At 64.2% G+C, this 12807-nt stretch carries 11 protein-coding genes; 6 read left to right on the forward strand and 5 right to left on the reverse strand.

Features of this window, described 5'->3' with window-relative positions; translation table 11 throughout:
• Positions 1–611: 611 nt before the first annotated feature.
• The 5 genes from ACIA48_RS23030 to ACIA48_RS23050 all read right to left on the reverse strand — a co-directional run bounded on the left by ACIA48_RS23030 (position 612) and on the right by ACIA48_RS23050 (position 6088).
• Complete coding sequence (locus tag ACIA48_RS23030; RefSeq protein WP_396736959.1) at positions 612–1418, reverse strand: SDR family NAD(P)-dependent oxidoreductase; 807 nt, start codon at positions 1416–1418, stop codon at positions 612–614.
• Between the two features lie 409 nt (positions 1419–1827).
• Complete coding sequence (locus ACIA48_RS23035; RefSeq protein WP_396736962.1) at positions 1828–2748, reverse strand: Ku protein; 921 nt, start codon at positions 2746–2748, stop codon at positions 1828–1830.
• 9 nt (positions 2749–2757) lie between these two features.
• Positions 2758–3705 carry a carbohydrate kinase gene (locus ACIA48_RS23040; RefSeq protein ID WP_396736965.1) on the reverse strand — a complete coding sequence of 316 codons (948 nt, stop codon included), beginning with the start codon at positions 3703–3705 and terminating at the stop codon, positions 2758–2760.
• Positions 3702–5090, reverse strand: coding sequence for a mannitol dehydrogenase family protein (locus ACIA48_RS23045; RefSeq protein WP_396736968.1), 1389 nt, complete (start codon positions 5088–5090; stop codon positions 3702–3704). Before ACIA48_RS23045 ends, ACIA48_RS23040 begins: the two co-directional genes overlap by 4 nt.
• Positions 5087–6088 carry an NAD(P)-dependent alcohol dehydrogenase gene (locus tag ACIA48_RS23050; RefSeq protein ID WP_396738424.1) on the reverse strand — a complete coding sequence of 334 codons (1002 nt, stop codon included), beginning with the start codon at positions 6086–6088 and terminating at the stop codon, positions 5087–5089. Before ACIA48_RS23050 ends, ACIA48_RS23045 begins: the two co-directional genes overlap by 4 nt.
• A 151-nt stretch (positions 6089–6239) precedes the next feature.
• Between ACIA48_RS23050 and ACIA48_RS23055 the strand changes: the two genes are divergently transcribed.
• Genes ACIA48_RS23055 through ACIA48_RS23080 form a run of 6 tightly spaced genes read left to right on the forward strand, consistent with a single transcriptional unit; the run spans position 6240 to position 12796 of the window.
• A complete protein-coding gene (locus ACIA48_RS23055; protein WP_396738426.1) occupies positions 6240–7223 on the forward strand; it encodes a sugar-binding transcriptional regulator in 984 nt (327 codons plus the stop codon).
• Positions 7224–7234: 11 nt separating this feature from the next.
• Complete coding sequence (locus tag ACIA48_RS23060) at positions 7235–8599, forward strand: ABC transporter substrate-binding protein (protein WP_396736970.1); 1365 nt, start codon at positions 7235–7237, stop codon at positions 8597–8599.
• Positions 8599–9573: a carbohydrate ABC transporter permease gene (locus ACIA48_RS23065; protein ID WP_396736972.1), complete on the forward strand. Its 975-nt coding sequence runs from the start codon at positions 8599–8601 to the stop codon at positions 9571–9573. Before ACIA48_RS23060 ends, ACIA48_RS23065 begins: the two co-directional genes overlap by 1 nt.
• The gene (locus ACIA48_RS23070) at positions 9573–10442 is read left to right on the forward strand and encodes a carbohydrate ABC transporter permease (RefSeq protein ID WP_396736975.1); all 870 of its coding nucleotides are present in this window, start codon (positions 9573–9575) and stop codon (positions 10440–10442) included. Before ACIA48_RS23065 ends, ACIA48_RS23070 begins: the two co-directional genes overlap by 1 nt.
• Before the next feature lie 9 nt (positions 10443–10451).
• Positions 10452–11534 (forward strand): ABC transporter ATP-binding protein, encoded by a 1083-nt coding sequence (locus ACIA48_RS23075; protein WP_396736978.1) that lies wholly within the window; start codon positions 10452–10454, stop codon positions 11532–11534.
• Between the two features lie 2 nt (positions 11535–11536).
• Positions 11537–12796 carry a DUF4032 domain-containing protein gene (locus ACIA48_RS23080; protein ID WP_396736980.1) on the forward strand — a complete coding sequence of 420 codons (1260 nt, stop codon included), beginning with the start codon at positions 11537–11539 and terminating at the stop codon, positions 12794–12796.
• Positions 12797–12807 lie beyond the last annotated feature (11 nt).

Here is a 12807-nt window from a genome sequence, read left to right on the forward strand (position 1 = left end):
ACTCCGCACAATGCAAAGATCACATGGATAACCGTCGGGGTTGTTACCCAATCGTGATGTTAGCTGCGGCCCGGCGACAGCCAAGGTCATCGATGTTCTCCGCGCGGATGATGACCGGCGTTGCAGTATCTGCCGCTGATGCGTGTCATAGGCAGGTACCCGCCAGTTACAGATCGTCGAAATAGTCAAAGGCCTTGGCTCCCGGCCTCACCGTCTGACTGCTGTGGAGCCGAAACTCGCACACCTGCCGCGTGGGCGCTGCGCACATCGACGGGCCACGGAGGACCGAGCCCGATATGCCAGTGGGAACCGCTGGTCGCGGTCGCCAACGCCGGCGGTTACTGACCGAAAGCCGCACTCGCTGCGCGCAAGGAACGCGCAAGGAATTGGTGGACGCCGCCGATTCCGCCGACGAAAACAGGTCGCGCACGGTCAAACTGCGCACCGACATCTGGCACGGCCGTTCGCGCGGGGCTCGTCGAGGAAGTGCGCCGCATCGAGGCGTCACAGTGGAACGACTTCGAGCTAACACCCAGCAAACTGGCCTACCGACTGCGCGAGTTTCGCACTAAGCTGCCGTGACCCCGGACACCGCTCGAGCATTCAGCGATTCACGCGAGTTTGAGCACTCGCGCCCACAATGCCGGCGAGAGTCGCTCCAAGTACCAAAATGTCTTCCACCACGCTGGCACCACAATGATCGCGTTTCCGCGCAACACGGCCCGAAGCACGCGCTCGGCGAAAATTTCGGGTGCCATCGGCCGCAACCGCTCCCAAGATTTGAGGATTTCCTCGTCGCTGATGCCGGGCATCTTCCGTCCGTACTGACCGCCGGTGAGGATCGGGGTCCGGATCGCGCCCGGACAGAGCACCGACACTTTTACGCCGTGCCGCTCGGCCTCCAGCCGCAACGCCTTCGAGATCGCGACCACGGCGTGCTTGGTGGCAGTGTAGCTACCCAGACCCGGCGTGGTGATGAGACCGGCCATCGAAGCTGTATTCACGATGTGGCCGGAGCGCTGCCGGATCATGATCGGATAGACCGCTTGGATGCCGTGAACTACACCGCGCAGGTTCACGTCGAAGACGTCGTTCCAGTCATCGAGCGTGTATGAGCCCATCTCACCGCCGGCCGAGATGCCAGCATTGTTGAACAGATAGTCGATTCGCCCGGATTGCTGCAGTGCCTCGGCGACGGTGCGCTCGAACGAGGGGTAGCTGCGCACATCGAGCTCGATCGCGTGCGCCTTTGCACCGCTACTGTTGAGGCGTTGCGCCAACTCCTGCGCCTGGCCAACCTGACGATCGGCGATCCAAACCTCGGCACCCCCGTCGACCAACTTGGTCGTCAACGCCGCGCCGATGCCGGATGCGCCGCCGGTAACGAATGCAATCTTCCCGGACACGCTTGGGGCCATTGCGGAAGGGTATCGCTCGCCTTGGCAGGCCACAGGAGTTTTGGGCGGGGTCGCCAGGATGGCCCAACCAACCGGCGAACTCGACCAACCGCCCGGCCTTCAACCGCCCGAGACTGACCGCAGCGCAATGATGCCGCGGCGCAATCAGACTCGTGACCGGGACCGCCGCGACCGTCAACGCCGAACGCCGCGAACGCACTGAAATGATCGCCGAGGAAGAACCCAACGCCAAGCCTGGCTCAGCCGACAATTACGAATCCCCCCTTCTAGTGCGACGCGATGCGCAGCGCGACCACCGCTGTGCGCAGTCGTTCAGATGTGAAAGCCGACCCCAAGCACGGAAATCGATGACCAAACCGCCCGCTGCGGCGGCACCCCTGCGGATACGCGCGGTACTGGTGCGCGACGGCTACTTCTTCGCAGCGGCCTTCTTGGCTGCCTTCTTGGCGGGCGCCTTCTTCGCGGCCTTCTTCGCCGGCGCTTTTTTGGCCGCGGCCTTTTTCGCCGGGGCCTTCTTGGCCGGCTTGTCCGAACCACCTTCGCGACGGGCCTTGACGCTGGCCTCCAGCTTCGCGAGCAGATCGGAGACGTCCTCGGTCTCGTCGAGCTCCTTAGGCTGCTCCTCGGTGGTAAACGCCTCGCCACCTTCGAGTTTCGCCTGGATCAGCTCGTGCAGCTGCTCCTGGTAGTCGTCGTGGTAGCGGTCGGGGTTGAAGTCGTCGGTCATCGACTCGACGACCTGGCTCGCCATCTTGAGCTCTGCAGGCTTGATGTCGACCTTCGCGTCGAGCGACGGAAAATCGGGGTCGCGGATCTCATCGGGCCACAGCAGCGTCTGGATCACCATGACATCGCGCTTGGAAAAGTCCTGCACCCGAAGCGCCGCAAGTCGCGTCTTGTTCCGCAGCGCGAAGTGCACGATCGCGACCCGGTCGGTCTCCATCAGCGTCTTGGCCAGCAAGACATACGACTTGGACGACTTGCCCTCTGGCTCGAGGAAGTAGCTCCTGTCGTACATCATCGGATCGATGTCGCTAGCGGGGACGAACTCCAGCACCTCGATCTCACGGCTGCGTTCCTCGGGCAGTGTCGAGATGTCGTCGTCGGTGATGATCACCGTCTGCCCGTCGTCGGATTCGTAGGCCTTGGCGATGTCGCGTAACTCGACGACCTCGCCGCACACCTCGCAAACCCGCTTGTACCGGATGCGCCCGTTGTCCTTCTCGTGCACCTGGTGGAACTTGACGTCGTGATCTTCAGTCGCGCTGTAGACCTTGACCGGGACGTTCACCAGGCCGAAGGCGATTGAACCCTTCCATATGGAGCGCATAAGCCCACGTTAGCCGGGTTGGGACAACCGCGGGCCGGAGCCCGCCGCTGCAGCGTCCCGTGTTGCGCGATCGGGCAGGTCTGCACCCGCCCGGCTGACGGTCAGCGCCGACGACAGCGCCGCCGTCTGAACCACCGAGTGAAGCGCGTCCAGACCGATGCCGCGCAGGTCGGGACGTCGCGCCGCACCCAGCAGATTCAGCTCCCACAGCGCGTCGATCAGTCCCGTCATGAAGGCGTCGCCGGCGCCGACCGTGTCGACCACGTTGACGGGCAGCGCCGCGATCCGCGCCGTGCCCGCTTCGCACATCGCGAACGCGCCGCGATCGCCCATCGTCACCGCGACGATCGACGGGCCGAGGCTGAGCCATGTCCTTGCGATCTGTTTGGCCGAGCGGTTCGGGTCGATCCACCGCAGGTCCTCGTCGCTGGCCTTGACCACGTCGCACCTTTCGAGCAGTCGGTCGATCCGGCCTCTCGTGGCGTCTCCGTCTTCGATCAGCGCCGGACGCACATTCGGGTCGAACGTGATTGTCGCTGACGGGTGGTACGTATCCAGCAGTGCGGCGGTAGCCCGGCAGCCCGGCTCGAACCATGCCGCGATCGACCCTGTGTGAGCGACGAGCGGCGGCGTCACCTCTGGAGTGCCGGCGAGCGCCCAGTCGATGTCGAATGTGTACTGCGCCGAACCACTTTCGTCGAGCTTGGCGACCGCGGTCGGGGTGCGGTTGGCGGACATGCTGCCCGAAACCAATTGCACTCCTGAGCTTTCGACGTACTCGACGATGCGCCTGCCGCGAGCATCGTCACTGATGTGGGTGAGGAAGTCGACTCCCCGGTCCAGTCGCGCCAAGCCCACCGCCACGTTGAGCGGGCTGCCACCGACATGCTCGCCAGTGACCTCGTGACCTCGCTCGACGATGTCGATCAGCGCTTCGCCGATCACCAGTGCTCTCATGGTGAGTCCTTGCGAAGCAACGTCTCGAGCGTCACCCGCGCGCCGTCGCGATGCAGCGATTCCAGCGCCCAGACATAGGCGTCGACGAAGCGTGAATCGTTTGCGAGGTCGCCGAACACCTCGCTGTTCTCGATGAACGCGGTCGGATTCTCTCGTTGCGACTTCGCCAGCGGGACAAGGGTGTCGGCCAACTGGTCCTGCACATCGATCGGCTCACCCTGCTCGTCGACACCCTCGGCGTACCGCGCCCAACTGGCCACGGTTGCGGCGGACAGTCGTATCGGTGCGCCGGTTCTCATGTTCTCTCTGATCACCGGGAGCAGCCACTTCGGGATGCGGTCCGACGACCCGAAGCACAGCCGCGTAATCGTATCCCTGACACCGGGATTGGCGAACCGCTCGATCAGGGTGCGCTTGTAGTCCGGCAGGTCGATGCCCGGCACCGGTTTGAGTGTCGGGGTGGCCTCGTCATCCATGTAGGACATCAGGAACTCGGCGAACAGCGGGTCGCCGGCCGCGTCGTGCACGAGCCGATAGCCCGCCAGATATGCGAAATAGCAAAGACTCTGGTGCCCGGCGTTGAGCAACCGCAGCTTCATCAACTCGTACGGTGTGACGTCGTCGACCATCAGCACGTCGACCTTCTCCAAGGGTGGGCGGCCATCGGAGAAATCGTCCTCGAGCACCCACGACGTGAACGGTTCCGCTGCGACGGGCCACTGGTCGTCGACACCGAATTCATCCTTGACGACGCCGATCACGTCGGGCGTGGTGACCGGCGTGATGCGGTCGACCATTGAGTTGGGGAACTTGGTGTGCGCGGTCATCCAGTCGCCGAGGCCGGGGTGGACGCGTTCGGCGTAGGTCGTGAAGGCGTGCCGGGCGACGTCCCCATTGCCCTCGATGTTGTCGCAGGACACGATCGTAGGTGAGGCGACGCCGCGGTCGCGTCGACGTGCCAGCGCTTCGGCGACGAGACCGAACACACTCTCGGGTCCGGCGCTGTCGATGTGGTAGCCGCCCTCGGTGATGGTGAGCGAGACGATGCGGGTGCTCGGCGCGGCCAGCAGTTCGATCACCGATTCGGGATCGTCGGGTGCATAGCGATAGTCGACGATTGAACCGATGACCCGCGCGTCACGGGTGCCGTCCGGATTCTCGAGCAGCAGCGTGTAGAGGCCGTCCTGGGCAGCCATCACGTCGGCCATCTTGCGGTCGGACGCCAGGACACCGACACCGCAGATGCCCCAGTCTTTCGCCAGGCCCTTCTCCAGGAGGCGGTCGATGTACATCGCCTGATGGGCGCGATGGAAGCCGCCGACACCGAAATGCACTATGCCGACGCTGATCTCGTCGCGATCGTAGCCAGGCCTGCTGACTGTCATGACACGGTCACCACCGACTTGACGCTACCCGGGATCCGATCGGAGTCCAGTGCCTCGGCGGCTTTTTCCAGCGGGAATCGGGCCGTCACCATGGCGTCGAGGTCGACGCGTCCGGATTCGACCAGCGCGATCGCCGTCGGCCAGGTGTTGGCATACCGGAACACACCCGTCAGCACGAGCTCACGGTTCTGAATCAGTTGCGTCGGCAACTCCATCGACTCGGCGCCCGAGCCGACGAGGACCACCCTGCCCGCCGGTCGCACCGCGCGGATACCGCCGGCGACGGCCGCGGCGGCACCGGAGGCGTCGATGAACGCGTCGACCGCAAGATCGTCGGTGCCCTCTCGTGCGGGATCGGTCGCCGTGGTGGCGCCGAACGCCACGGCACGGTCGCGTCGGGTGGGGTCGGGATCGCTCACGATGATCTCCGTCGCGCCGTAGGCCTTGGCGAGCTGAGTCATCACGATGCCGATGGGACCGGCCCCCGCAATGAGGACCCGCGATCGGCCGTCGAGTTCAGCCTTGCGGATCGCGGCGATGCCGACCGACAGCGGTTCACACAGTGCCGCGGCGTCGTCGGACATCGAGTCCGGTACCGGGTGCGCGAATTCCGCACCGATCGTCACGTAGTCGCAGAGTGCGCCGTCGATGGGTGGGGTGGCGAAGAACCGCATATGCGGGCAGAGGTTGTAGTGGCCGCGCCGCGTTTCGTCGCTGTCGGGATCGGGCCGCTGCGGTTCGATCGACACCCGCTGACCGATGCGCGACGGGTCGACCGAATCGCCGACGCCGACGATCGTTCCCGCCGCTTCGTGCCCGAGGATCAGTGGAGCTGTCACCACGAAGCCACCCACCCTGCCATGCCGGTAGTAATGCGTATCCGACCCGCATACCCCGACCGACGACACCCGTATCAGCACGTCGCCGGCCTGTGCCGCTGGTACCGGCCGCTGCTCCATTTCGATGCGTCCCGGCTCGACGAGTACGGCCGCGCGCATCTGGGTATCTGGGGAAAGTGTTGTCTGCGTCACACCCGACATGTTAGCGTTATGAGCATCTACTCGCACCCCTGAGCAAATGCTCACACGGCAGAGGGAAAGTGGGGCGGACTTCGTGACCGCATCGACGTCGAACGGCGAGGTGGCCGGCATGCCGACGCAGAGTCGGGCTGGCACACCCGAAGACCTTCGGCTGGCACTGCGCGCCGCGACCCTCTACTACCTCGACGGCCTGACACAGGCCGAGATCGCGAACCGCCTCGGCGTCTCCCGTCCGACCGCGGGCCGCTTGGTGGCCAGGGCCAAGGCCAAAGGGCTGGTGCGCATCGAAGTCGTCGTGCCTCCGGACTTGCGCGACGATCTGCACGCCGACGAGGAGCGCGAACTCGAACGACGGTTCGGCCTGACCGAGGCGGTGGTGGCCGGACATGGCGTCGACGTCGGTTCGCCCGGACGGCCGGCCGCGTTCGCAAGCGTGGGTCGTGCCGCAGCTGCACTGCTGATGCGTCGGCTCGCACCGGACGACGTCCTCGGATTCACGTGGGGCCCCGAACAGGTAGCGGTGGCGACGGCATTGACGCCCGGCATGGCCAGCTGCCGAGCTGTGGTGCAGCTGGACGGCGCCATGTCCACCGCGGCTTACCAGACCGGCACGGAGCTGATTCTCGGCCGCTGCGCAGACGTACTGCGCGCCAACGCGATCCGGCTGCCCGCCCCGCTCTACGCCGACCCATCGACGGTCGCATCTATGCGCAGCGACTCGGTGATCTCGCGGACACTCGAGGCGGGCAGGCGTGCCGACGTCATGCTGTTCGGTGTCGGCGCGGTCTCGACCTCCACGACGCTGTTCGAAGGCAGCTATCTCGACATCCGCATGCTCGACGAGTTGATCTCGCTGGGCGCGGTGGGCGAGATCGGCGGGCGCTTCTTCGACGCCGACGGCGCCGCCGTCGACACCGAACTTCAGCAGCGCGCGGTTTCAGTTCCACTCGAAGACATCCGTAGCTGTCAGAAGACGCTGCTGATCTCCAGCGGTGCCACCAAGTATCCCGCCACGCTCGGCGCGCTGCGCGGGAACCTAGCCCGGCTGTTGGTTTGTGACATCGATTGTGCCCGTTGGCTACTGGCCCAGTGAAAGGTGACGTGATGGTGAAAGCACTCAAGCGATGGTCCGCGTTGGCGGCCGTGGCATGCCTGACGCTCACGGCTGTGGGATGTTCCGGTGCGGGCAGCCTTGGAGCGTCTGATAATCAGGTGACGATTGCGCTGGTGTCCAACTCACAGATGGTGGACGCGCAGAAGTTGTCGACGGAGTTCGAGCAGGAGAACCCCGGCACCAAGCTGAAGTTCATCACGCTGTCGGAGAACCAGGCACGGGCAAAAATCACCATGTCGACCGCGATGGGCGGCAGCGAGTTCGACGTCGTGATGATCAGCAATTTCGAGACCCCGCAATGGGCCAAAGACGGCTGGCTGATCAATCTTTCGGAGCTCGCGAACAGTACGCCGGGCTACGACGAGAACGACTTCATACCCTCGCTGCGTGAGTCGCTGTCGTATGAGGGCAACATGTATGCGGTGCCGTTCTACGGCGAATCATCATTCCTGATGTACCGCAAAGACCTTTTCGAGCAGGCCGGCATCAAGGTCAACCAGGATCCGAACTATCAGCCTCAGTGGCAAGAGGTCGCGGACTGGGCGAAGAAATTGAAGACCGACGACATGGCGGGAATCTGCCTGCGCGGCAAGCCGGGTTGGGGTGAGGTGCTGGCGCCGCTGGACACCGTCATCAACACGTTCGGAGGGCGTTGGTTCGACGAGCAGTGGAACGCCCAACTCAACAGCCCCGAGGTGAGCAGGGCCGTCAACTTCTACGTCGACCTCATCAACGAGGCCGGCGAGATCGGCGCCTCGTCGACGGGATTCCAGGAGTGCGCCAACCTTTTCGGTCAAGGGCAGACGGCCATGTGGTACGACGCGACGTCGGCCGTCGCGGTGCTGGAGGACCCCAAGACCTACCCTGACCTCGTCGGCAAAATCGGCTACCTGCCCGCGCCGATAGCGGAGAAGCCGGACTCAGGCTGGCTCTACACGTGGGCGCTGGGAATTCCGAAGCACGCCAAGAACCCCGACGGCGCATGGAAGTTCATCTCGTGGATGACCAGCAAGGACTACATGAAGCTGGTCGGCGAAAAGCTGGGCTGGGCCCGCGTGCCACCGGGCAGTCGGACGTCGACGTACACCGATTTGCCTGAGTACGAGGCGATATCGGAGTCGTACGGGCCGTTGACGCTTCAGTCGATCGAGAACGCGACTCCTAATAGGCCGACGGTGCAGCCGGTTCCGTACACCGGTGTGCAGTTCGTCGGAATCCCGGAGTTCCAGGATCTCGGGACGCGGGTGAGCCAGCAGATCAGCGCTGCGATCGCCGGACAGAAGACAGTGGATCAGGCGCTCTCGCAAGCACAGGAATACGCCGAGGTCGTCGGCCGCACATATCAGGAGAAGTGATGACGGTTACTGCTGAAACTCAGGCGGACGCCGGTCAGGGCGCCGTCGCCGAACGGGTCCGCAAAATCCGGGAGGCCCAAGGGGCCGGGGTGAGTCGCGCCGAAGGTTGGCGTAGGCGTGGTCCGCTGTTGCCCGCGCTGATCTTCATGATCGTCGTCACCCAGATCCCGTTCCTGTTCACGCTCTTCTATTCGACGCTGTCCTGGAACCTGGTGCGGCCGGGCTCACGTCAGTTCGTCGGGCTGAACAACTACATCGCGGTTGCCAAGGACAGCCAGTTCTGGCGCGTGGGGCTGAACACCGTGGTCCTCATCGTCGGTGTCGTGCTGATCTCCGCATTCCTCGGCCTGCTGCTGGCGCTGCTGCTCGATAGAGCGTTCCTGGGCCGCGGCGTCGTCAGGACTTTGTTGATCACTCCGTTTCTCGTCACACCCGTTGCAGCGGCGCTGATCTGGAAGACCACGATCCTCGATCCGAACAACGGCATCCTCAACTGGGTTTTGTCGTTGGTCGGCATCGGTCCGGTTGACTGGATCGGTCAGTTCCCGTTGCCCATGGTGATGGTCGAACTGATCTGGCAGTGGACACCGTTCATGATGCTGCTGATCCTCGCCGGCCTCCAGTCGATGCCTCGCGACATCCTGGAGGCCGGTCGAGTCGACGGCGCGGGCGCGTTTCAACTCTTCCGTGAGTTGACGCTGCCTCACCTTCGGCGCTTCATCGAATTGGGCGTCGTGCTCGGCGCGGTCTACCTGGTGAATACGTTCGACGCCATCTACATGATGACGCAGGGCGGGCCGGGCATCGCGAGTGCGAACCTGCCCTTCTACATCTACCAGCGGGCGTTCCTCGGTTTTGACATGGGCCAGGCCGCGGCAATGGGTGTGGTGGTCGTGATCTTCACGATGTTCGTCGCGAGCTTCGCACTCCGGTTGATCTTCAAATCATTCTCTGGCAAGGAAGAGGCGGCCTGATGACGACAACAGCGGAAAAGTCGACTGCGGTCAAGGATTCGGCGGTTGCGCCCAAGAAGAAGGCGCGCAAGTTCGACGCGTGGGGAGCGGTGGCCTGGCTGGTGGGGCTCGGATTCTTCTTCCCCGTGTTCTGGATGGTCTTGACGTCCTTCAAACAGGAAGCTGACGCCGCGACCAGCCCGCCGACGCTCTTCTTTACACCGACGCTGGATCAGTACACCAAGGTGTTCGATCAAGGCATCGGGCCCGCCATGCTGAACTCCGTTTGGGCCACGGGCATTTCGACGCTCCTCGTGCTGATCCTCGGGGTTCCTGCCGCATTCGCATTGTCGTTACGGCCGGTGCGCAAGACGCAGGATGCGCTGTTCTTCTTCATGAGCACCAAGATGCTGCCGATCGTCGCGGCGATCCTGCCGCTGTACGTGATCGTGTCCAATATCGGCCTGCTGGATAATATCTGGGCACTGGTCATCCTCTACACCTCGATGAACCTGCCGATCGCGGTATGGATGATGCGGTCGTTCTTCCTCGAAGTGCCGGGCGAGTTGCTCGAGGCGGCCAGCCTGGACGGCGCAAGCCTGTGGCGGTCGGTGCGTGAGGTGATCCTGCCGCTGGTGTCGCCCGGCATCGCGGCGACCGCGCTGATTTGCGTGATCTTCGCGTGGAACGAGTTCTTCTTCGCGGTCAACCTGACCGCGGTGAACGCTCAGACCATGCCGGTGTACCTCGTCGGCTTCATTGCCGGTGAGGGTCAGTACTGGGCCGTGCTGTCGGCGGCCGCAACCATGGCCGCACTCCCCGTGATCCTCTGCGGGTGGTTCGCACAGAACAAGCTCGTTCGTGGTCTTTCCTTCGGCGCAATCAAATAGGAGCAACCAATGGCATCCATCACCTACACCAACGCCACCTGCATCTACGAGGGCTCGGACAAGCTCGCCGTCGACTCGCTCAACCTTGACATCCAAGACGGTGAATTCGTCGTCCTGGTGGGACCGTCCGGATCCGGCAAGAGCACCGCACTGCGGATGCTGGCGGGCCTCGAAGACATCGACGAGGGCAGCATCGAGATCGGCGGCAAGAACATGGTCGGCGTGCCATCCAAAGACCGGGACATCGCAATGGTTTTCCAGAACTACGCGCTCTATCCGAACAAAACCGTCGCGGAGAACATGGGTTTCGCATTGAAGCTGCGTGGTGTTTCGGCCGAGGAACGACGGAAAAAGGTCGAAGAGGCCGCCAAGATCCTCGACCTGACCGAGTTCCTCGACCGTAAGCCGGCCAAGCTATCCGGCGGCCAGCGGCAGCGCGTCGCGATGGGCCGCGCCATCGTCCGTGAGCCTCAGGTGTTCTGCATGGACGAGCCGCTGTCGAACCTCGACGCCAAGCTCCGCGTGCAGACGCGTACCCAGATCGCGGCGCTGCAAAGGCGTCTCGGCACCACCACCGTCTACGTCACGCACGATCAGGTCGAGGCGATGACGATGGGCGATCGGGTGGCCGTGCTGCGCTTCGGGAAACTGCAGCAGTTCGCCTCTCCCACCGACCTTTACGACAAGCCGGCCAACGCTTTCGTCGCCGGCTTCATAGGTTCACCCGCGATGAATCTGCTGACGGGCCGCGTCGTTTCTGATGGTGTACGCATCAGCGAGGACTCCACGTTGCCACTGGAACGCGAGCACCTGACGAAGCTGGCCGACGCTGGCGTCGACACCGTCACGCTCGGCATTCGTCCCGAGGATCTTGAGGTGTCGCCGGGCGGCGGCATCGATGTGGTGATCGACCTCGTCGAAGACCTGGGCAGCGAGACCTACCTCTACACCCACGCGCATCCCGATGTGCAGTTGGTGGCGCGGTCGCTGTCGCGCACGCCGGTGAAGCTCGCGGACACCGTCGAGTTGCGGATGAAGCCGGAGGGCAAGGTCCACCTGTTCCATCCGGAGACCGGCGACCGCATCAACTGAGTATGCGCGCGCCGGAGTTCCGGCTCCGGACAACGACTCCGGGTCTCCTGGCGTTGCCGTGGGACCGGCCCCTGCGCGATTGGACGGTGCCGGATGTCCCGTTGCGGGACATCGCGGTGGGCCCCAGCCGGCACCTGGTGAAGTTCGTGGACGCCGACGGCGCCCTTTGGGCGGTGAAGGACATGCCGCCGCGGATAGCGGCCAAGGAGTACGACGTGCTTCGACAGCTGGAGGAGATGGGTCTGCCCGCGGTCCGTCCCGCAGGCGTGGTGCTGCAGCCCGAGTTCGACACCGCGGTTCTGGTCACCCGCTACCTCGAAGGGTCGTGGCAGTACCGCAGGTTGTTCATGCGGTTGCCGCCAGACCAGCCGAAGCACCGCGCTCGGCTCCTCGACGGGATGGCCGGCTTGTTGGTGGAGCTGCATCGACACGGGGTGTTCTGGGGCGACTGCTCGCTGGCCAACACGCTGTTTTCCCGCGATGGTCAGCTGCTGCAGGCGTGGCTGGTCGACGCCGAGACGTCGGAAGTGCATCCGACTCTGAGCCGAGGGCAACGCGAGCACGACCTCGACATCATGGTTGAGAACGTCGCGATGGGGATGGTCGACCTTGCCGAGCGGCTGGGACGGACGGCGCTGGAGGACGTGCTGATCTCCGAGGTTCAGGACACCAGGGCCCGCTACGACATGCTGTGGGATGCTCTGCACGCCGAGCCCGTGTTCGGCTTCACCGACCGCTACCGCGTCGAAGGGACCGTGCGCAAACTGAACGACCTCGGCTTCGCTGTCGACGAGGTCGTGCTGCAGCCCGTCGAGTCGGGTGAGCTCAAACTTCATGTTGCCGTTGGTGATCGGCGCTACCACGCTCAGCGATTGCAGGACCTGACCGGTTTGGCCGTCGGAGAGGGGCAGGCCCAGATACTGCTGGGGGACTTGATCGCGTATCAGGCGCAGCTGTGTCGGGAAGAGGGGCACGATGTCGACGAGCGCACCGCCGCCAGGTTATGGGTCATCGAGGTCTTGACACCGTACGAGCGGTTGGCCCACGACGTCGTCGGCAAAAAGGGCACTCCGATTCAGGCCTACTGCGATCTACTCGAAGTTCGTTGGCTGCTGAGTGAGCAGGCCGGTCGCGACGTGGGCACCAATGCCGCCCTCGCCGCACTGCACGGTGGCGTCGTCCCCACTGACTCTGCGGCGAAGGTGGCCATCGCGGAGACGCCGACCGAGCCGTTCGAGGTGCTGTCGCTCGCCGATGAATAGACGTGGTTCGG

Source organism: Mycobacterium sp. NPDC051804 (assembly GCF_044452905.1).
Classification (GTDB): domain Bacteria; phylum Actinomycetota; class Actinomycetes; order Mycobacteriales; family Mycobacteriaceae; genus Mycobacterium.

What these genes read in the sequence shown, in the direction of transcription:
- ACIA48_RS23030 (WP_396736959.1), bottom strand. Translation starts at nt 1,418, where the DNA reads ATGGCCCCAAGCGTGTCCGGGAAGATTGCATTCGTTACCGGCGGCGCA.
- ACIA48_RS23035 (WP_396736962.1), bottom strand. Translation starts at nt 2,748, where the DNA reads ATGCGCTCCATATGGAAGGGTTCAATCGCCTTCGGCCTGGTGAACGTC.
- ACIA48_RS23040 (WP_396736965.1), bottom strand. Translation starts at nt 3,705, where the DNA reads ATGAGAGCACTGGTGATCGGCGAAGCGCTGATCGACATCGTCGAGCGA.
- ACIA48_RS23045 (WP_396736968.1), bottom strand. Translation starts at nt 5,090, where the DNA reads ATGACAGTCAGCAGGCCTGGCTACGATCGCGACGAGATCAGCGTCGGC.
- ACIA48_RS23050 (WP_396738424.1), bottom strand. Translation starts at nt 6,088, where the DNA reads ATGCGCGCGGCCGTACTCGTCGAGCCGGGACGCATCGAAATGGAGCAG.
- ACIA48_RS23055 (WP_396738426.1), top strand. Translation starts at nt 6,240, where the DNA reads ATGCCGACGCAGAGTCGGGCTGGCACACCCGAAGACCTTCGGCTGGCA.
- ACIA48_RS23060 (WP_396736970.1), top strand. Translation starts at nt 7,235, where the DNA reads ATGGTGAAAGCACTCAAGCGATGGTCCGCGTTGGCGGCCGTGGCATGC.
- ACIA48_RS23065 (WP_396736972.1), top strand. Translation starts at nt 8,599, where the DNA reads ATGACGGTTACTGCTGAAACTCAGGCGGACGCCGGTCAGGGCGCCGTC.
- ACIA48_RS23070 (WP_396736975.1), top strand. Translation starts at nt 9,573, where the DNA reads ATGACGACAACAGCGGAAAAGTCGACTGCGGTCAAGGATTCGGCGGTT.
- ACIA48_RS23075 (WP_396736978.1), top strand. Translation starts at nt 10,452, where the DNA reads ATGGCATCCATCACCTACACCAACGCCACCTGCATCTACGAGGGCTCG.
- ACIA48_RS23080 (WP_396736980.1), top strand. Translation starts at nt 11,537, where the DNA reads ATGCGCGCGCCGGAGTTCCGGCTCCGGACAACGACTCCGGGTCTCCTG.